Origin of the sequence: Flagellimonas hadalis, assembly GCF_007785775.2 — a bacterium.
GTDB lineage: Bacteria > Bacteroidota > Bacteroidia > Flavobacteriales > Flavobacteriaceae > Flagellimonas > Flagellimonas hadalis.
In genome coordinates, this window is sequence record NZ_VNIK02000006.1 from 62813 (window position 1) to 82793 (window position 19981).

General features: G+C 46.5%; 15 protein-coding genes and 1 other RNA gene. 9 read left to right on the forward strand and 7 right to left on the reverse strand.

The features are described from left to right. Positions 1 to 35: 35 nt before the first annotated feature. The 5 genes from FOT42_RS10280 to FOT42_RS10300 all read right to left on the reverse strand — a co-directional run bounded on the left by FOT42_RS10280 (position 36) and on the right by FOT42_RS10300 (position 5943). On the reverse strand, positions 36 to 1523 hold the full coding sequence (locus FOT42_RS10280; protein ID WP_151890487.1) for an alpha-L-fucosidase: 1488 nt from the start codon (positions 1521 to 1523) through the stop codon (positions 36 to 38). A gap of 12 nt (positions 1524 to 1535) precedes the next feature. Further along, a complete protein-coding gene (locus tag FOT42_RS10285) occupies positions 1536 to 2315 on the reverse strand; it encodes an SDR family NAD(P)-dependent oxidoreductase (RefSeq protein ID WP_151890488.1) in 780 nt (259 codons plus the stop codon). 2 nt (positions 2316 to 2317) lie between these two features. Continuing rightward, positions 2318 to 3658, reverse strand: a complete 1341-nt coding sequence (locus FOT42_RS10290; protein WP_151890489.1) for an alpha-L-fucosidase — start codon at positions 3656 to 3658, stop codon at positions 2318 to 2320. Beyond that, positions 3655 to 4971 carry an L-fuconate dehydratase gene (locus FOT42_RS10295; protein WP_151890490.1) on the reverse strand — a complete coding sequence of 439 codons (1317 nt, stop codon included), beginning with the start codon at positions 4969 to 4971 and terminating at the stop codon, positions 3655 to 3657. Before FOT42_RS10295 ends, FOT42_RS10290 begins: the two co-directional genes overlap by 4 nt. Before the next feature lie 102 nt (positions 4972 to 5073). After that, a complete protein-coding gene (locus FOT42_RS10300) occupies positions 5074 to 5943 on the reverse strand; it encodes an AraC family transcriptional regulator (RefSeq protein ID WP_151890491.1) in 870 nt (289 codons plus the stop codon). A 373-nt stretch (positions 5944 to 6316) separates the two neighbouring features. On the opposite strand from FOT42_RS10300, the gene FOT42_RS10305 reads away from it, so the two are divergent. The 5 genes from FOT42_RS10305 (at position 6317) to FOT42_RS10325 (ending at position 14742) form a co-directional block, all read left to right on the forward strand. Next, the gene (locus tag FOT42_RS10305; protein WP_151890492.1) at positions 6317 to 9631 is read left to right on the forward strand and encodes a SusC/RagA family TonB-linked outer membrane protein; all 3315 of its coding nucleotides are present in this window, start codon (positions 6317 to 6319) and stop codon (positions 9629 to 9631) included. A 34-nt stretch (positions 9632 to 9665) separates the two neighbouring features. Then, complete coding sequence (locus tag FOT42_RS10310) at positions 9666 to 11252, forward strand: SusD/RagB family nutrient-binding outer membrane lipoprotein (protein ID WP_226789860.1); 1587 nt, start codon at positions 9666 to 9668, stop codon at positions 11250 to 11252. 240 nt (positions 11253 to 11492) lie between these two features. Beyond that, on the forward strand, positions 11493 to 12416 hold the full coding sequence (locus FOT42_RS10315; protein WP_151890494.1) for a hydroxypyruvate isomerase family protein: 924 nt from the start codon (positions 11493 to 11495) through the stop codon (positions 12414 to 12416). A 10-nt stretch (positions 12417 to 12426) separates the two neighbouring features. After that, positions 12427 to 13386, forward strand: a complete 960-nt coding sequence (locus FOT42_RS10320) for a formylglycine-generating enzyme family protein (protein WP_151890495.1) — start codon at positions 12427 to 12429, stop codon at positions 13384 to 13386. Positions 13387 to 13410: 24 nt separating this feature from the next. After that, complete coding sequence (locus FOT42_RS10325) at positions 13411 to 14742, forward strand: Gfo/Idh/MocA family protein (protein ID WP_151890496.1); 1332 nt, start codon at positions 13411 to 13413, stop codon at positions 14740 to 14742. A gap of 165 nt (positions 14743 to 14907) precedes the next feature. Here FOT42_RS10325 and ssrA read toward each other — a convergent pair. Continuing rightward, positions 14908 to 15306, reverse strand: a transfer-messenger RNA (tmRNA) gene (gene ssrA / locus FOT42_RS10330). A gap of 289 nt (positions 15307 to 15595) precedes the next feature. On the opposite strand from ssrA, the gene FOT42_RS10335 reads away from it, so the two are divergent. Further along, positions 15596 to 16801 (forward strand): NAD(P)-dependent oxidoreductase, encoded by a 1206-nt coding sequence (locus tag FOT42_RS10335; protein WP_151890497.1) that lies wholly within the window; start codon positions 15596 to 15598, stop codon positions 16799 to 16801. A gap of 57 nt (positions 16802 to 16858) precedes the next feature. Continuing rightward, positions 16859 to 17158, forward strand: coding sequence for a hypothetical protein (locus FOT42_RS10340; RefSeq protein WP_151890498.1), 300 nt, complete (start codon positions 16859 to 16861; stop codon positions 17156 to 17158). Here FOT42_RS10340 and FOT42_RS10345 read toward each other — a convergent pair whose 3' ends face one another. Continuing rightward, positions 17159 to 18280 (reverse strand): Sb-PDE family phosphodiesterase, encoded by a 1122-nt coding sequence (locus FOT42_RS10345; RefSeq protein WP_151890499.1) that lies wholly within the window; start codon positions 18278 to 18280, stop codon positions 17159 to 17161. Positions 18281 to 18488: 208 nt separating this feature from the next. Between FOT42_RS10345 and FOT42_RS10350 the strand changes: the two genes are divergently transcribed. After that, the gene (locus tag FOT42_RS10350; protein ID WP_151890500.1) at positions 18489 to 18947 is read left to right on the forward strand and encodes a COG2426 family protein; all 459 of its coding nucleotides are present in this window, start codon (positions 18489 to 18491) and stop codon (positions 18945 to 18947) included. A 103-nt stretch (positions 18948 to 19050) separates the two neighbouring features. Then, complete coding sequence (locus FOT42_RS10355) at positions 19051 to 19917, forward strand: DUF808 domain-containing protein (protein ID WP_151890501.1); 867 nt, start codon at positions 19051 to 19053, stop codon at positions 19915 to 19917. Positions 19918 to 19981: the final 64 nt, after the last annotated feature.

Here is a 19981-nt window from a genome sequence, read left to right on the forward strand (position 1 = left end):
CTTGTCTGGCTTTGATTACTATTTCCTTTTTTTGTCTAGTTCAACTTGATGGTAAATGCCACGGTTCCCTTCAGGCTGTTCTTAGCCGATGAAGGAATCGTGAAAACTGTGGTGTCGCCTTCTTTTTCCCATTTGACTTTCCCAGAGCTTCCCAAGAGGGTGGCCTTTCGGATATTGTCCTTGGGTAGGCCCACAAATTCAATGGTATCGGGAAGTGTCTCTTCTTTCTCATCCATCAAATAGATCAGATAAAGGGTACCGTCCGGTTTGGAAGTTAGGCATACCTTTTCATATTTATAGGGAGCAATGGCCTCGGTGCCGTAAATCGCCTCGCTATTGGTGCCCATCCAATCCCCAATGCCCTGAAGGAGGTTATAGGCCCCTTGGTCCCATTCACCTTCCGGACTGGGGGCAATGTTCAACAGCAGGTTGCCCCCTTTGGCCACAATATCGACCAAGGTGTGAACGGCCTTTTTGGTGCTCATATAATTGGCATTGAAGGCATACGACCAACCGCCACCGGCAATGATGCACGATTCCCAAGGGTAGGGAAGGGCCTTTTCGGGTACGCGGTTCTCTGGGGTCAGGTAGTTTTGGTTTTTTCCATGGACGGCCCTGTCCACTACAATCAGACCGGGCTGTTTTTCACGGGCCTTTTCCACCAACTCGTCCATACGGATGTCTTGGTTCACTATACGGTGTTTGAGATACCCATTGTCATTGTTTACAAGTTGTTGGTCGTACCAGCTGGTAATCTCGGATTTGGGTGTTTTGGCCACCCAACCCCCGTCGAGCCACAAAATGTCCACTTTACCGTAATCCGTGAGCAGTTCCAAAATCTGGTTGTGGGTAAATTCCACAAATTTGTTCCATTTTTCGGGATTGGCCTCGGGTTCGTAATTCACGTTCCGGTCCCTTGGCGGATAGTAGGGATCCCAATAATTGGGGTGGTGCCAATCAGGTTTTGAAAAATAGGCACCTGCCCAGAGCCCCTCTCCCCGAAAGGCATCAAAAACCTCCTTGGTGATGTTGGCCCTTGGATTTTTACCGAAAGGAGTTTTGGGGTCGGTGATTTTATAATCCGTGTACTTCGAATCGAACATGCTGAAGCCATCGTGGTGCTTGGTGGTAAAGACCACGTATTTCATGCCGGCGTTCTTGGCGGCCTTGGCCCATTTTTCGGGATTGAGCTTGATCGGGTTGAAAGTGGTCTGCAACCCTTCATACTCTTTTTTGTACGCAAAGTAATTGTCGGGATTGGAACCTTTTTTTCGTTCACACCAACCATATTCTTCTGGACAGATGGACCAAGATTCCACAATGCCCCACTGACTGTAAGGCCCCCAGTGCATGAGCAATCCAAATTTCAGGTCCTGCCATTCCTCCAGTTTTTTGAGGACCAAAGGATCCGTCTCGGGAACATAGCGTTCGTCCTCGTAAACGGCTTGGGCCGAAAGTTGCCCAAAAATCATCAAAAGAAGTAGGATCAAAGAGCTGTTGAGTTTGGTTCTGTTATGGGTCATATCGTACCTGTGTTATCCATTCAATTTGATGAACCCTCCGTCTATCGGAAAGTCGGTGCCTGTTATGAACGAAGCTTCGTCCGAACAAAGGTAAAGGGCCAGATTGGCCACTTCCTCTGGTTTCCCCATACGGCCAATGGGTTGGGTCTTGGAGAGTTTTTCAAACATCTCCTGTTCCTTGCCCGGATAGTTTTTGGAAATGAAACCATCCACAAAAGGGGTGTGCACCCGAGCAGGGGAAATGCTGTTGCAACGGATGCCATATCCCACATAGTCCTTGGCCACGGAATAGGTCATCGTCAAAACAGCACCCTTGGTCATGGAGTAGGCAAACCTATCTGCAATACCCACAGAGGAAGCAATCGATGCCATATTGAGGATCACGCCATAACCTTGTTCTTTCATTTTGCCAATAGCGGCATAGATACAATTATAGACCCCTTTGATGTTGACTTGGTACAATCGGTCGAGGTCAGATTCCGAGGTTTCTTCAATATTGCCCACATGGGCAATGCCTGCATTGTTGATGAGCACATCCAATGGATGGTCAGCCACAATGTCGTCGATAATCTTTTTGACCTGACCCTGATCGGAAACATCGCATAGGTGCGCTTGGGCCTTATGGCCCAAATTGGTGAGTTCTTCAACGACCTGTTGAGCTTTTTCCCATTGAAAGTCCAAAATATATACGTTGGCCCCATTGATGGCAAACTGTTTGGAGAGGGCTTCGCCTATTCCGCTGCCGCCCCCCGTGATCAATACATTTTTATTGTTATAGTTGAAGGTTGCCATTATTATTTCAAGGTGATTTCTATGATAGTGTCCAAGGGATCTAACTTGTCTTTTGGGATCTGGATCAGCAATCCAAATCCGTTCTTTTGATGTGTCAAACTACTTTTGTCCTTGAAGAGCTTGACACTTTTTATATTGAGATCGAAGTCTTTTACGAACACTTTGTCATTTTGATCAAGTATATGCAAGTATATGGTTTTCCCCTTTTGGGTGGATGCCATTCTTTCGGTGGGTGGAACGGGCCCCGCCGATGTGCCATAAATGGTCTCCCCGTTTTCACGCATCCATTGGCCCATTTGATGGAGGGATTCCTTGTGCTCTTGCTGGATTTCTCCATTGGGCATGGGCCCTACGTTGAGCAATAAATTGCTTCCATAGCCAGCGGCCTTCACCATATAGTGTACGAGTTCTTTTTCTGATTTATGGCTTCTGTCCTGAAGGTTGAACCCCCATGATCCATTGATGGTCTCGCAGACTTCCAAGGGCAATTGACCAATATCCGATGCGGATGTGCCCCAACCCGTAGTGTTCTTTCCGGGCAGATCTTTTTCGAACATCTGGAAATCCTCTCCTTCAATAGGGGCCAAGTGGTGGTTGTTTCCGATAAGGCATTGGGGCTGAAGGTCGTGGATCAATTTGTAGATTTCGTCATAATGCCAATCCACCTGGAGTTTTCCAAATCTTTTGCCGTCCCATTGTTTTTGATCCCAATGCCCATCGAACCAAATGCCTGCAATGTCCCCATAATTGGTCAAAAGTTCTGTGAGCTGGGCCTTCATAAAGCTGATGTATTTGTCCCAATCGCCCGTACCCCTGCCGGGAATATTGGTCCCTGTCCTTCCCCTTGGATAGTAATCATCTTCGTGCCAGTCCAGCAGGGAATAGTAAAAGAACAGTTTGATCCCCTCTTTATGGCAAGCATCGGCCAATTGCTTCAAAACATCCTTTCCATAAGGGGTGCTGTCCACAATATCGTAAGAACTGGCCTTGGTGTCGAACATGGAGAAGCCATCGTGGTGCCTACTGGTGATGGTAATGTATTTCATGCCAGCATCCTTGGCCATTTTTACCCATTCCTCAGCATTGAAGGCTATCGGATTGAAGAAGGTAGGCAGTTTTTCATAGGCATCGATGGGAATGTTCTGGTTGTTCATGACCCACTCGCCATCACCCAAAATACTGTACACGCCCCAGTGGACGAACAGCCCGAACCTGGCCTCTTGGAACCATTGTCTGGCTTCCCTATTTTCTGGTGAGGGTTGATAGTTTTCCTGTCCTTGGCCATGTGCCAGTGTACTGAGAAAAAGTAACAGGACTGCGGATTTTTTCATTAAATGCTTCATAAGGTTGCAGTTTGATGGGGGTTCCACACTTTTCCCTGGGGGAAGGTGTGGTCCTTCAAGGATTCTTGTTTCATTTGGATGCTATAACCTGGCATATTAGGAGGCATGTACGCACCATTCTTGATGGTCACAGGATCCAAAAAATGTTCGTGTAGGTGGTCCACATACTCGATGACACGGCCTTCCAGACTGCCACTGATGCAGATATAATCCACCATGGACAGGTGCTGGACGTATTCGCAGAGACCAACACCTCCGGCATGCGGACATACGGGGATATTGAACTTTGCGGCCATGAGCATAATGGCCAGGTTTTCGTTCACACCGCCCACCCTACAACTGTCTATCTGGCAGATTTCAAAGGATTTTGCCTGCATCAGTTGTTTGAAGATGACACGGTTTTGGCAATGCTCACCTGTGGCCACTTTAATCGGAGCGATGGCCTCGGCTATCCTGGCATGGCCCAGCACATCGTCCGGGCTTGTGGGTTCCTCGATCCACCAGGGATTGAATTTTTTCAATTGGGCAAGATTGTCAATGGCCTCCTGGACATCCCATTTTTGGTTGGCATCCATCATCAATTTGATGTCATTGCCAATTTCTTCGCGAATTAGGGCAGCCCGGCGCATATCGTCCTCAAGGTTGGAGCCCACTTTCATTTTAAGGTGTTTGAAGCCTTCTTCCTTGGCCTCTCGGCACAATCGCCTCACTTTCTCGTCCGAATACCCCAACCAGCCAGCAGAAGTGGTGTAGGCAGGATACCCGTGTGCCATGAGAAGGTCGATACGTTCCTGCTTGGTCACCTCAATTTTTTTGAGGAGCTCCAAAGCCTCATCGGGAGTGATGGCATCGGTGATGTAAGTGAAATCCACGCAGGAAACCAATTCTTCAGGTGTCATATCGGCCAAAAGTCTCCAAAGGGGTTTCCCTTCGATTTTGGCATAGAGGTCCCAAACGGCATTCACCACAGCCCCGGTCGCCAGATGGATGACCCCTTTTTCCGGTCCAAGCCATCTCAATTGGCTATCGCTGGTCATCATTTTCCAAAAGGCACCCATGTCCGAGGTGAAACTTTCGAGACTTTTTCCCACGACCAAATGTGACATCGCCTTGATGGCGGCCACACATACTTCATTGCCACGGCCTATGGTAAAGGTGAGTCCGTGACCTTCAATCTGTTGGGGATGGTCAGTTTGTAGGATAACGTAGGCGGCGGAATAATCCGGATCGGGGTTTGTCGCATCCGACCCATCCAGTGTCAGGCTAGTGGGAAAACGGATGTCTTTTACTTTAATGTCTGTAATTTTGGTCATAGTGTTGGTTTGGGAAAATTCCCGCATAAAATTAGAAGTGCATTCCATGATGGGCTACCAAAAAAAGCACCCAAAGCGGTACTTTTTTTGCCTTTTCATCATTTATTCTGATTTTTTGTAAGATTTAATATAGTCTTTTGGGGACATCTTCTTTATGGCCCTGAACTGTCGGTTGAAATTTGAAATATTGTTAAAGCCTGATTCATAAGCTGTTCCCGTAATATTGTTTTCGTTTTCCAGCAATAATTTGCAGGCATATCCTATCCTGACCTCATTAAGGTACCGGCTGAAGGTCTTTCGGTGGGTCCTTTTAAAAAAGCGGCTGAAAGCGGATGGGTTCATTCCCACAAGTTGGGCCACCTCACTTAAATTGACCTCATTTTTAAAATTATCAAATATATATCCATAGACCTTGCGGAGTTTTTTGTTTTCATTTTGTTCAAAATTGTCCATGTATCCTATACTGGACAGGAATTCATGGTCTTTATGCTTGGTCAATTTGTTCAATAGTTCGATCAAGGCAATGGTCTTTGAAAAGGAATCCATGGTAGGCATGTTTTCAAAGTATTTTTGGATATCCGTACCCGTTGACTGGAACTTTATGCCCCTTGTGGCCGTCTCCAGCATGAGGCCAATGTGGGAGAGTTCAGCAGACTTGAAAAAGGCATCCCCCAAAAAGTCTTCTGTAAAATGGATGGCCACGGCTTCGGCGGCAGTGGGGTCCTCGGCCTCAAAATAGTAGTCATCGTTCAGCCACATATGGGGCAGGTTCTTGCCCAAGAGCACCACTTCCCCTGGTTGGAACTTTTGGATACTGTCGCCAATGAACCTTGTTCCCGTACTCTTTTGGATAAAGACCAGTTCCAGTTCAGGATGGTAATGCCAAACCTTTAAAAAGTAGGGGTAACTATTTTGGGTAACGGAAAACGATGAACTGGCATCACTTTTACGGTTCAATAAATGAAGTTTCATACCACTCTGCCTTTAAGCCAATTTACAAACATATTCAATAGCTGCTTTTTCTGTTTCCATGCCCCTATGTAACCTTTTTAAAAACCAGGGACATGACATCGCATTTGGAGCCTTTTCCAAAGTCTTGATTCAAAACTTTTTAAGAGTCCCTTACATGCTGTATTTCCAAAAATAACGGCAATAGGACACAATGGGCAAAAAAAGTATCATTTTATGTCAAATAAGAGGTGGTGAATGTTTTTTTTTAACAATTCATTTGCATTAATCATCAGAAGAACATAAGAATTCTGATACGCTCAATCATCAAAATATACGATGAAATTTCACTAACAACTCAAAATTTTAACCAGTACACTAAACAACTCGCAATCTTATGAAAAAAAAGCTAATCTTGATTTTAATGCTTGCGCTAAGCTCAGGGTATGTGTTTGGCCAGAGCATTACGGTTACGGGATCGATAGTCGATGCCGAGACGAACGAACCCGTATTAGGGGTCACCGTTCTGGAATTAGGGACCACTAACGGAGTTTCTTCCGATTTTGATGGGAACTATTCCATAAAAGTACCTTCAAACGCCACGTTGAGGTTCACCGCCATTGGGTACGAACCCCAGGAAGTTTCGGTCAATGGAAGGACCACTATCAATGTGGTGATGGCCGTGGGTATGGAACAATTGGATGAAGTAGTGGTCGGTTTGGGCATTACCAGAGAGAAGAAATCACTGGGGTATGCAACGGCAACCGTAGAGGCTGAGGCCCTGACGGAAGTGGCCACTCCCAACATTGCCGCGGCGCTTTATGGTAGGGCCCCAGGGGTGCAGATCTCGGCAACGCCGGGTGGTGCCACCAGTGCCGTCAATATCACGATCCGCGGGGCACAATCCATTACAGGGACCAGTACTCCATTGATCATAAAGGATGGTATCCCGATCAGGAATGGTGACGTGAACAATGGTAACTATTGGGACGACCAACGGATACGTGGAAACGGACTGAACGACATCAACCCAGAGGACATTGAAAACATTTCCATTCTAAAAGGTGCTTCGGCAGCGGCACTTTACGGATCGGAAGCCACCAATGGGGTAGTGCTTATTACCACAAAGAAAGGAAGGGGAAGAGGTTGGAGTGCTGATTTCAACACGGCCTACAATTTTGACAGGGTGGCATATCTGCCAGAATTTCAAGATGAAAGAGGTCCGGGCTATCCCATAAGCATTTCAGATGCAGGCCAGGACGAGAACCTGTTCCTGTACTACGATCTGGACGGAGATGATGTGAACGAGACCAGGGGACTCATAGGTACTACGTTGAACTTTGGTCCTCGATTCGATGGACAACCCACTCTGGCATGGGATGGAAAAATACGTCCCTATTTGCCCCAGGACAGTTACTCTGGATTGTTCAATACGGCACACACCACAAGGTACAATACATCGGTATCGAACGTCACGGAAAATTCGAATACACGTTTTTCCTTCACACGCTCGGACAATGGTTCCATTGTTCCCAATTCAAGCAGCTACAAGAACATATTCAACTTGAACACCACGATCAATTGGACTGACAATTTTAGATCTACCTTGATTGTTGATTATATCAATGGTAGAGTGAACAACCGTCCCTACAAGATCGATCGGATCATGAACAATTTTGGTGGGATGATGAGCCGTTTTGACAGTGCCGAATGGTACAAGGACAGATACCAGACGAGTTTGGGATATCGTTGGGTCACAGGGGCCAACCAAAGTCTTACACCAGACGAAAACCTGATCTATGGAGGCTATAAGGAGCCTGTGCTGGAATACTTGTACAGAGCGAACAGGTTCCAATCCGAGGAAAGGAGCGATAGGGTGATCGGTAATTTGACCCTGGAATGGGACGTGGCCGAAAATCTTACCCTAAGGGGAAGGGTCTCCAATGATTTTACTACGGAATATATAGAGAACAGAAATCCAAACGAGCTACCCATCGCTTTTGGCAACTCGGGCTATTTTAGCATGTCCACCAGAACCAATTCCATCAAATATGGGGAACTTTTGTTGAGCTATACTGCCCAAATCAACGATGACTTTTCGCTTTTGGCACGCTTGGGCTATAATGCGACAGAACAAAAAATGAGATATACCAGCGCCTTCACGGATGGAGGGTTGAGTGTGGAAAATTGGTTCGATGTTGCTTCCAGTGTCAACCAAGCCAGACAGGACAATGACAGGGAAAACCTGATCAAGGATGCCATGATTGGTCTGCTCAATCTGGACTATAAAGGTATTTTTTATGTTGAAGGAACGATAAGACGGGACAGGACCTCCACCATGTCGCCCCAAAACAACAGCTTTATCTATCCGTCGGTGAACAGTAGTTTCATCCTTTCTGACGCCTTCGCAATGCCCAAAGCAATCAATCTGTTGAAAATACGCGGTTCTTGGGGTATTGTGGGTAACTACCCCAGTATTTATAGTGCCAATATTGCCTATAATCAAGATAACCTTGGCGTACAGGGAGGTGGTTCCTCCATACTCTATACCACTTTGCCCACCAATTTTGGGAATGATAACATAAAGCCCGAGGAAAAGCACGAATATGAGTTTGGAGTGGAAGCCAATTTGTTCGACAATAGGATCATTTTTGAAACAACCTATTACAATGCACAGATCCAAGACCAGATTTTGGGCCTCACCATTCCCATAACTTCCGGGGGGTCTTCAGTCCTATCAAATGTGGGAACCTTGCGAAACTCGGGTGTTGAAGTCGGATTGACCTATTTTCCCATACGCAGCCAAAACGTGAACTGGGAATTGGGGATCACAGGTTCCAGACAATGGAACAAAGTAGAAAAATTGGCACCCGGGCTCGAGGAGATCATCCATGCGGATTATGATGGAAATGCGGCCCAATTGGTTTCAAGGGTCGGGCAGCCCATGGGAGACCTGTTGGCCCACCCGGTAGCCACTGACGACCAAGGTAGAAAGATCGTTGACCCCAACGGGATGTATAGAGTAGATCCTGATACCCTTGTGACGGTTGGAAATGCCCAGCCCAAAGTAATCGGGGGTATCCGTTCTGGATTGACCATCAAGAATTTCAGCCTGAATATTTTGGCCGATTATAGGATCGGGGGCCATGTGATGCCCACGGCCCTGAATTGGATGACATCACGCGGTCTCACCGAAGAAAGTTTGAATTACAGTACATCCGAAAGAGGGGGGCTCAGCTATTATGAAACCAACGATGGCACCCGTGTCCAGATAGCGGCCAATTCCACTTCTGGGCCCAATGGGGAGCAGGTCTTCCATGATGGTATCCTTTTGGAAGGGGTACAGGCCGATGGCTCTGAGAACGATGTGATCGTTTCGAATCCGGAGTACTATTTTACAGTCTATAATTGGGGAGGACCACAGTATAGCCCCAATACGCGCTACGAACTGTACATACAAGAGAACAATTATCTGAAACTAAGGGAGATATCATTGGGGTATTCGCTGCCAAGGAAAGTGGTGGATAAAATAGGGTTGAAGTCCCTTGATCTTTCCCTATTTGGCAGAAACCTCTTTTACATCTACAGGAGTATAAAGAATATGGATGCCGAGCAGACCACCGCCGGTTCAAATTGGTTCCAGAACGTGAACAATGTGGGGAACGGTTTTTCCACCCGTTCATTTGGACTCCAGGTAAGGGCGAGATTATAATATAAAGTTGAACAACTGAATTATGAAAAATTTTATGAAACAGATATCAAAAACAATCGTTTCGATGGTGGTGTTGGTTGTGCTTGTCTCTTGTACCGAGGACAAATTTGCAAACTACTACCCAGATCCGTCAAAATTATCACAGGGAACTGTGGACAAGCAGTTCACAGGATTTCTTCAGACCAATAGGGAATATGTGTTGCCCGCTTATTGGAACTATTTTGTTGTGCTGCGCAATACCTTACAATACTACAACCAAGCCGTAGGGTGGATAAACGCCAATAACCAATATGTGCCCGGGGCCGCTTCGATCAGTGACCGATGGAGCAACTATTATCAATTGTTGTCCCAGTACAGGGAACTGGAGAAGATATACAACAATCTTTCGCCGGAAGAACAGGCGCTGAACGAAATCTATATGATTACGGCAACGATTTACCTGTATGACTTCACCCAAGTGACCATCGATCTCCATGGGGATATCCCTTTCACGGAAGCGGGCAAACTGAGCCAGAACGGTGGCGATTATATTGCCTCCTTGGCCCCTTACGATAGTGCGGAGGACCTTTATACCATGATGCTGGACGATTTGAGCGATTTTTCCCAAAAGTTGGGAACCATCAATGTCAACCCAGGCATCTCGGTGGGTTTCGGGGCGCAGGACTATATCAACAAAGGAGACATTGAAAAGTGGCAAAAATTCTGCAATTCGTTACGGTTGCGGATGTTGACAAGGGTCTCCGGAGCTGGGGAGTTTTCAAGCAGGGCGCAGGCAGAGATCAATGAGATCCTGAGCGACCCCACTACGTATCCAATCGTGGAGACGAATGATGAAAACATCCAGATCACCGTCTATGATCTAAGTACCCCATTGGATTCCGAAGGCTTCCAGACCGGTTTGGAGGATTGGAACGGAAACATTGCAGGAAAGGCAATGATTGACCATATGCTGGCCAATGACGATCCAAGGCTACGTGCCATGTTCGAGCCGGGCGAGAACAATGCCGATAAGGAATACATCGGATTGGACCCCTTGCTGAACCCTGGCACCCAGGAAACCTTGATCAACTCTGGTGAATTGACCATTTACAACAGGTCCACCCTCAGCAGGAACGATTATTTCCCTGGCCTGATCATCACGGCATGGGAAGTGAACTTCTTGAAGGCCGAAGCCTATGTGGGCGTGAACGATGCCATGGCCAAAGAGGCCTATGAAAGAGGCATCACGGAATCCATCAATTTTTATTATCAGGTAAGGGAGCTGAGCAATGATGCGACATCGCCAGAACTGGTGGCCTTGGGAGATACCGAAATATCGGATTACCTCGGGTCCGCAGCGGTCAGTTGGGACAATGCCACAAGTGAAGCGGAAAAAATGAGTCTTATCGCAACGCAAAAATGGCTCAGTTTCAATGTGATACAACCCTATGAAAACTGGGCAGAGCTTAGAAGGCTGAACGCCCCTGAACTCGATTTTTGGGAGGACCCGGCCAATGCCCAATCCCTTCCACCCAATCGTTGGATCTATCCGAACAGCGAATTGGTGTACAACACTGAAAATTACAATGCGGTCAAGAGCAACGATAACCTATCCACCAAAATATTTTGGGACATAGATTGATTAGTTTAGTTTTTTTGATTTAGTTTTTTTTAATTCATGCCCGGTGGTAAACCTCCCTTACTGCCGGGCATTTTTAATAAGCTGGCTACTATGGTCGGTACAGTCCAATCGATATTTGAAAATGCTGGGTTTTATGATTCGATATGGGGAGATGATTTTTGTGAAAATCCAGAAATGTAGCGCCTAAGTCAGATGAAGGTTGTAATATAGATGTAAATAAAGACCAAAGACCATCCAAATATGAAACGAAGAGACTTTGTAAAGAACAAGATGATTGCTTCCACAGCTTTGGGTCTGGGAGGAGTCGGCGTACTGTCCGCTTTTAAGGAGGGTCCCGAACAGGTGAAGACCGGGTTCAAGCTCAAGTATGCCCCGCACCTTGGCATGTTCAAGGAATCGGCAGGGGACGACCCTATTGACCAGTTGAATTTCATGGCCGATATGGGCTTTACCGCCTTTGAGGACAATGGCATGAAGGGCAGGTCCCAAGACCTGCAGGAAAAAATGGCCGCTACCATGGCCAAGCGGGGCATCTCAATGGGGGTGTTTGTGGCACATACAATTTCTTGGGACAAGCCCAATCTTGCCAATGGCGATGCTTCACTTCGTGAAAAGTTTCTTGCGGAAATAAAGGAATCCATTGAGGTTGCCAAAAGAGTGAATGCCACATGGATGACCGTGGTCCCAGGCCATGTGGACCTAAGGTTGAGAAAAGAGTTTCAAACTGCCCATGTGGTGGAATCCCTAAAACAGGCCAGTGCCCTTTTGGAACCCCATGGTTTGATAATGGTGCTGGAACCGTTGAATTTCCGTGACCATCCCGGCCTGTTTTTAACGGATAGTCCACAGGCATATGAAGTATGCAAAGCTGTGGACAGCCCTTCATGCAAGATCCTTTTCGATATTTATCATCAACAGATCCAAGAAGGAAACCTCATTCCCAATATCGATGCATGCTGGGACGAAATCGCCTACTTTCAGGTGGGGGACAATCCAGGAAGAAATGAGCCTACCACAGGGGAGATCAATTACAGGAATGTATTCAAACATATCCATTCCAAAGGGTTTGAGGGCATCGTGGGCATGGAGCATGGCAATTCCAGAAAAGGCAAGGAAGGGGAACAGGCCGTGATCGAGGCCTATAAAAGCAGTGATACATTTTGATTTGTTTTAGATGAAGCAATTGATCATTACACCCCTATTTTGGTTATTGTGCGCCATTGGGACCCTATATTCCCAGAGCGAATCAAATTATACCCAGAGCATTCCTGGTGTGGACATTGGTCTGGAAATGGTGGCCATACCATCGGGCACATTTGAAATGGGCAGTGCCTTGGATGAGGAGGGAAGAAAAAGTGATGAAGGCCCCGTCCGCGAAATTGAGATGAACGGTTTTTGGATTTCCCAATATGAAATCACATGGGAACAGTACAATCTTTTCATCGAACGGGCCATCGACCAACTCGAAAATGAACACAAAGCCTCGGATGTTGATCTGGACGTTGACGCAGTGTCTGGGGCTACCACACCCTATGTGGATATGAGCCTTGGTATGGGAAGGGAAGAAGGTTTTCCAGTGGTGAACATCACCCAAAAAGCAGCTTCTACCTTCTGTGAATGGCTTTCGGCCTTAACCGGCCATTTTTACCGTCTTCCCACGGAGGCGGAATGGGAATATGCCGCACGGGCAGGAAGTGAAGGACCGTACTATTTTGGGGAAGATCCTTCGAAATTGGAAGACCACGCCTGGTTTAAGGAGAACAGTGATGGAAAGTATCATCAGGTTGGCCTCAAAAAACCAAATCCATGGGGATTGTACGATATTTACGGAAACGTTGCGGAATGGACACTGGACCAATATAGTGAGGAAGGTTATGCGGAAGCTGGTTTACCCTTTGAACCGACAGTGAGCGAGTATCCTGTGGCTGTTAGGGGCGGTTCCTTCACAAGTACACCCGATGAATTGCGCAGTGCTTCCAGAATGGCATCGGATCCCGTATGGAAAGAGCGCGACCCACAATTCCCCCGTAGTAAATGGTGGTTTACCGATGCCGGATTTGTAGGGTTTAGGGTAGTAAGGCCAATGGAGACCCCTTCCCCTGACGAATATTCCCGTTATTGGGGAAAACAATAAATGAGTATCCTAATAAATAGACAGATGAAACCAAAAAAGCAATCCAAGACCAAAGCAAGACGAGAGTTCATAAAAAAAGCCTCATTGGCATCAGGAGCCATAGTTCTTCCCTCACTGGGCACAAGTGCCATGGCGAATGTGTTCAACGTAAAGAAATTGAAGATTGCCCTTGTGGGTTGTGGAGGCCGGGGCACCGGTGCGGCCAACCAGGCGTTGGAGGCCGATGACCATGTAGAACTGGTTGCCATGGCAGACCTGTTTGAAGACCAATTGAATTCCAGCTATGGACACCTTTATGAAAAATATAAGGACACTGGCAAGATGCAGGTAAAGCAGGAGCACAAATTTGTCGGTTTCGATGGTTTCAAGAAGGCCATAGATCTTGCAGATGTCGTCATCCTTACCACCCCACCTGGATTCAGGCCCTATCATTTTGCCTATGCCATTGAAAACGACAAGCACGTGTTCATGGAAAAACCAGTGGCGACGGATGTTCCTGGCATAAGAAAAGTGCTTGAGACCGCCAAATTGGCCGATCAAAAAAGGTTGAACGTAGTGGTCGGCCTTCAGCGCCATTACCAAGAAAATTACATAAAGACCCATGAACTCATCAAGAATGGAAGTTTGGGCAAAATAGTGGCGGGTCAGGTATATTGGAACAGTGAAGGGGTATGGGTACGTCCCAGAAAACCTGGACAATCGGAGCTGGAATACCAAATGAGGAACTGGTACTATTTTAACTGGATATGTGGAGACCATATTCTCGAGCAGCATATACACAATATTGATGTTGCCAATTGGTTTATCGGGGAATACCCGCTATCGGCACAGGGTATGGGAGGAAGAATGGTGAGGAAAGGACCGGACCATGGCGAAATCTTTGACCATCATTTTGTTGAATTCACCTATCCAAGTGGGGCGGTCATATCAAGTCAGTGCCGACACCAGCCCAATACCATGTACAAGGTCGGTGAAGCTTTTCAGTTGACCAATGGTACCGTGATCACCAGCGATGCCGGTGCGGCCAAGATATATGACCTATCTGGAAAGGAAATGGAATCCATCAGCAATTCGCAAGGACACAATCCATACCAAGAAGAGCACAACAGAATGTTTGCCTCCATTCGAGAGAAAGGTGTCATCAATGATGCGGAAAATGGGGCAAAAAGTACCATGAGTGCCATTTTGGGAAGAATGGCCACCTACAGCGGAAAAGTAATCGGTTGGGAGGAAGCCATGAACTCCAATCTTCAGCTTATGCCCGAGGAACTGACATGGGATTCTGCCACGCCAACTAAGCCGGATCATGAGGGGAGATATCCCATACCCATACCAGGCAAGGCCATTGTACTTTGAGAAAACCTGTCCTAAAGATTGTGGTATCTACAATTGAACAACCAAAAGTTGTGTTTTCAAAATAGGTATAAAGATGTTTATGGTGTTTAAATGAAACCAAATAAAATAAAAAAAAACCTGTAAATCAGTAATTTACAGGTTTAATGTGTTGTTTTGATGGTGTTTTGGTGGAGCCGGAGGGATTCGAACCCTCGTCCAAACAAGCAATAACGATGCTTTCTACATGCTTAGTCTTCGTTTGATTGTCGACGCACGACCGACCGAAAACCGCCTATCGTACGCTTAGCTTCTTTAATTTTACGATCTCATCGAAGCTATAAGATCGCTATGTTGACTTTTATGGTACCCCAATAAAGGTCGCCATCAACAAGGGCTACCAAGGGACATTCAGCTTTCCCGCCTTGCGGGACTAGGCCATGACTTACTGTGATTCAGTCAATTAGGCAGCCAAAGCGTAGTTAGACTCGCCATGTAAAAGGTTGGAACGGAGATTAACGAGCATCAATTCCATAGCTCGGCATGCTTACATGGCCATTGGTCTTGCTGTCAAAACCGGTCGGCCCCGTAATGAGATGTCATTCCTGCGAAGACAGGAATCTCCCACTTTTTTATCAAAGAACTTGGCCTGCACTTAACGCAGTCAAAGTGTGGGCGTTTCCCCCGAATGTTCGGGGGTCGGGCTATCGGCTTTATCTTTTTCTGCTTCTCGACTTCGCTCGGAATGACAGAAAAAGGATATCACCTCTATCCCTAACGCGGTCGGCAAAGGTAACTCATATCCATCAAACCATAAAAAGTTTGCTTACCCTGCCTTTTCCCCTTATTTTGGTCAACAATTATACCAGACCCATTTATGAAGTTCGGAATCATACGAGAGCGCAAAAATCCGCCAGACCGTAGGGTGGTGCTGTCCCCAGAAGCATGTCAAAATGTCCTTTCCCAGTTCCCAAAAGCCGAAATTTTGGTCGAATCATCGCCCATTCGCGTGTTCTCGGACCAAGAATATGTCGATAAAGGCCTACAAGTGGTTACCAATATGGACGAATGCGATGTCCTTCTCGGCGTAAAGGAAGTCCCCATCGATGCATTGATCCCCAACAAAAAGTATTTCTTTTTTTCCCATACTATTAAAAAGCAGCCCTACAACCGCGATTTACTACGGGCCGTTTTGGAAAAGGACATCGAACTGTATGATCATGAGGTCATTACCAATCCCAAAGGACAGCGATTGGTCGCTTTTGGCCGATATGCAGGCATTGTGGGGGCGTACAACGGAATCCGGACATTTGGATTGAAGTATGACCAGTTCCACCTGCCAAAGGCAGAAACGCTCAAGGACCAACAGGCATTGATCGCGGAACTCCAAAAAATCAACCTTCCCAACATCAAGATCCTGCTCACCGGAAGGGGTAGGGTAGGCAATGGGGCCAAGGAAATGCTCGATGCCATGGGCCTGAAGAAAGTGGGCGTGGAGGATTATCTGAAAAAAACGTTCCAAGAACCCGTTTACTGCCAAATAGATGCTTCGGAATACAACAAACGTAAGGACGGTGTTCGGGGTAACAAGATAGATTTCTTTAAAAATCCGCAGGAGTACAGATCCAGTTTCTTTCGTTTTGCCAAGGTCACCGATTTTTATATTGCCGGACATTTTTATGGGGACGGGGCCCCCTATCTCTATACTCGGGAGGATGCCAAACAACCTGACTTCAAGATAAAAGTCGTGGCCGATATCAGTTGTGATATTGATGGCCCGGTGGCCACGACCCTAAGGGCGTCCACCATTGCAGATCCCATATATGGATACAATCCCTGGACCGAAACCGAGACCGACTTCAAAAAAGAGGGCGCCATTGCGGTGATGGCCGTGGACAACCTTCCCTGCGAATTGCCCCGTGATGCCAGCAATGGCTTTGGCGAGGCATTTTCCAAATACGTCATCCCTGCTTTCTTCAATGGGGATGTGGACGGGATACTCCAAAGGGCACGGATGACACAAAATGGAAAGCTCACAGAACGGTATGCCTATTTGCAAGATTATGTGAATGAAAAAGAATGATCGACCATTGGTCGATTTCGGTTCTTTTTTGTTAATGATATGTTATTTATCTGTATCTTGTTTTCCCTATTGTTTGAAACAGTGAATTTCAACTGGTTATATTCAGGAAATGCCAATCCGGCCATGAAAAGGGCCTGCATCGATTTGGAATACAGCCTTAGGCCAAGGATCACCAAGTTTTTGCTTACCCGGGTCGATGGTGAATGTTGCGGCGACTTCTCCTGCTACCATTTTGATGTGGATGTAAAACGGAACTGGGTCTGGATCTCGGAAAAGACCCCTAAGGAATGCATCAAAAAAATACTGCCCGATTTTGATATCGAGATCAATGGGGCCAATGTTCCTTCCGTAGCCTGATCACTCCGCTACTTTGATTTCCCATTCAACAATGGGTTGCACCTTTGGTGCCACATAAGCGCCCAACGCCTTTAGTGTTAAGGTCAAGCCATCTTTTCTTTCCAAGGTTTTGATGTTGATGGTCTTTGTTTCGCCAGCAGGAACGGTAAACACAGGGGAGCTGGAATAAAAAGTAAAGGGCATCTGGTTCTCGAAAATGAGGTCACTACTGGAAACGTTCTTCATGGTCACTTCCAGAATAGAGGTCTTGTTGATGTATTGCGCCTTTTCAACTTGGATGCAAGCCTGTAACAGCGGAACCAAATTTTCCTTCTTTCCCACCAAAAGTGAATTGAAAACGGCCACCGTTCTCCCGGCAAACAATGCTTCTTTTAGGGATTCCTTTGTTTTTTCCTTGGCAAAGACCAAGGTGACCGGGCGGTCATGCCCTTTCTCCGCATAGTCCCAATCAATAAGACCATGGATGTCACTGTTGCCCATGATGGCCAGATTGTGCTCCAGGGCCAACGCCAACGATTCTTCTGCATAATCTCCCATATTGATGACCTCGATACCGTGCAGTTCGCCATTTTGGATACGTTCTTTTTGAAAATCACTCAAAATAGGGTTGCCCGTGGGAGATTGGGGGTGCCATGCTGGGTGGTTCCAAAACACAAAGGCATTTTGGCGTTTTGCTTCGGCAAAGGAGTCTTCGGCCTCGTCGTTCAACAATTTGTTCGCATCCTGTATAAAAATGGCATTACTGTGCCCCATCGGTGCCTGCCGCGTGATTTCCGAACCATGCACGACCAATAGGTCGTGGTCCTTGGCTTCTTGCAGGGCAATTTCATAGGACCTGTTCCGATCGGGGTGGGGAATATCTTCCTTGTGTGGCTGATATTCAATATGTTCCGTGAGTGAAATAACGTCCAGATTGTCCCGCAGCGCCTCCATGACCCGAATGGTGGGCCACACATTACCATCGGAAAAGACGGTATGCTGGTGCAGGTCGGTCTTTAAGGTTTTAAATCCCGGTACATCAGGAAAAGCAAGGGGTCTGGCACTTTGGTGGGTATGCTTTTGCGCAAATATCGGGGAAATGGTCAGTAAGCAGATCAATAGGGGTAGAGGTTGGAACTTCATGGCAGTGGTTTTGTTAAAATTAGTGAACTGCGGGCAATGTTTCAACTTCCTTTGGTGGATTTTACAAACTGATAACCTAAAAATAGGATACACTTAGTCTTCTGACCGTTCTTCCGTGTGCATCACAATTAATAAATATTTAAGGTTTTCAAAAGTGCAGATAAACAAATTCCTCACTAGGTTTGTCGGTTGAAAAAAACGGTATCTCGTGCACAAAGATTTGATCATAGCGGCACTTTGGAGCCTGTCCCCTTTTGGAGAGGCCAAAGTGGGCATACCCTACGGCATCTACCAGGGCGTGAACGAATATCTGGTGTTCATTGCCTGCTTTTTGGCCAATGTGCTCGTATTTCCGATCATGATGATCTTTTTGGAGCACATCAACAAGTATTTGGTCAAGTGGAGGTTCTATAAAAGATCGGCGGTCTATGTGGGGCAGCGGGCCAAAAAAGGCTCAGGCGGCAAGGTCCAGAAGTACGGATTTCTAGGTATAGTACTCTTCGTAATGGTCCCTTTGCCTGGAACGGGAGTGTATGCGGGAAGTATTGCTGCCTATCTTTTCAAGATGAAAAAAAGGCAGGCCTTCGCAGCCAATACAATCGGGATTTTCCTTTCTTCGGTAATTGTTTGGGTGACCACCTTGTTATCCATGGAAGGTGTCCAATAGCAAATCACCCGATTCATTTTTATTTTTTTTAATGCCTCGTTACACTTGGATTTGTTTATTTTGCTTTCGATCAATGAAAGTTTCTCAACGCTAAAACACACCTATGGCTTCTGGTTTTTTTGCAGTATTGGACGATATTTCTGCCCTAATGGACGATGTGGCGTCCATGAGCAAGATTGCAACCAAAAAAACAGCGGGAATATTGGGCGATGATTTGGCAGTGAATGCCGAGAAAGCGACCGGTTTTGTGTCCAACCGGGAAATACCTGTACTATGGGCCATTACCAAAGGTTCCTTTTTGAACAAATTGATCATTCTCCCCATTGCATTTTTATTGAGTGCCTATCTTCCTACCGCGATAACCATCATTCTTTTGTTGGGAGGGGTGTATCTTGCCTATGAAGGTGCAGAAAAGGTCTATGAGTTCTTTTTTCCCCATAAGGAAGAATATGCAGAGCAAACTGCTACTGTTCCTGAAGAAGATTTGCCCGCATTGGAGAAGACCAAGGTGAAGCAGGCCATTATCACGGATTTTATCCTTTCCATAGAAATTGTCATCATCGCATTGAGCACCGTGGTCAACGAACCTTTGGCTACACGCATAGTTGTGGTGTCGGTAGTGGCCCTCTTGGCCACTGTAGGCGTATATGGCATTGTGGCTTTGATCGTTCGGATGGACGATTATGGGTACAAACTGATCCGACTGAACGATAGGGACGATAGCTTCTCGGACAAGGTGGGCATGGTATTGGTCAATGCACTGCCCAAAATCATCAAGGCCCTCTCTATTGTGGGTACCTTGGCCCTTCTATTGGTATCTGGCGGCATATTCAACCATAACATTGAATACCTCCATCATTTATTTCCTCAATTTCCATCCATGCTGAAGGATTTTTTGGTAGGCTTGGTAGTGGGCCTTCTGGCCCTTTTGCTGATGAAGTTGGTGAAAAAGATTTTCAAGGGGAAATAAGTCAATTTTAAAGGCAACCTTTTTAGATAATGCACACTGCTCCGGAAAACCAGAGCAGTGTACG

What these genes read in the sequence shown, in the direction of transcription:
- FOT42_RS10355 (WP_151890501.1), top strand. Translation starts at nt 19,051, where the DNA reads ATGGCTTCTGGTTTTTTTGCAGTATTGGACGATATTTCTGCCCTAATG.
- FOT42_RS10285 (WP_151890488.1), bottom strand. Translation starts at nt 2,315, where the DNA reads ATGGCAACCTTCAACTATAACAATAAAAATGTATTGATCACGGGGGGC.
- FOT42_RS10300 (WP_151890491.1), bottom strand. Translation starts at nt 5,943, where the DNA reads ATGAAACTTCATTTATTGAACCGTAAAAGTGATGCCAGTTCATCGTTT.
- FOT42_RS10335 (WP_151890497.1), top strand. Translation starts at nt 15,596, where the DNA reads ATGAAGTTCGGAATCATACGAGAGCGCAAAAATCCGCCAGACCGTAGG.
- FOT42_RS10325 (WP_151890496.1), top strand. Translation starts at nt 13,411, where the DNA reads ATGAAACCAAAAAAGCAATCCAAGACCAAAGCAAGACGAGAGTTCATA.
- FOT42_RS10310 (WP_226789860.1), top strand. Translation starts at nt 9,666, where the DNA reads ATGAAACAGATATCAAAAACAATCGTTTCGATGGTGGTGTTGGTTGTG.
- FOT42_RS10290 (WP_151890489.1), bottom strand. Translation starts at nt 3,658, where the DNA reads ATGAAGCATTTAATGAAAAAATCCGCAGTCCTGTTACTTTTTCTCAGT.
- FOT42_RS10345 (WP_151890499.1), bottom strand. Translation starts at nt 18,280, where the DNA reads ATGAAGTTCCAACCTCTACCCCTATTGATCTGCTTACTGACCATTTCC.
- FOT42_RS10295 (WP_151890490.1), bottom strand. Translation starts at nt 4,971, where the DNA reads ATGACCAAAATTACAGACATTAAAGTAAAAGACATCCGTTTTCCCACT.
- FOT42_RS10320 (WP_151890495.1), top strand. Translation starts at nt 12,427, where the DNA reads ATGAAGCAATTGATCATTACACCCCTATTTTGGTTATTGTGCGCCATT.
- FOT42_RS10315 (WP_151890494.1), top strand. Translation starts at nt 11,493, where the DNA reads ATGAAACGAAGAGACTTTGTAAAGAACAAGATGATTGCTTCCACAGCT.
- FOT42_RS10280 (WP_151890487.1), bottom strand. Translation starts at nt 1,523, where the DNA reads ATGACCCATAACAGAACCAAACTCAACAGCTCTTTGATCCTACTTCTT.
- FOT42_RS10305 (WP_151890492.1), top strand. Translation starts at nt 6,317, where the DNA reads ATGAAAAAAAAGCTAATCTTGATTTTAATGCTTGCGCTAAGCTCAGGG.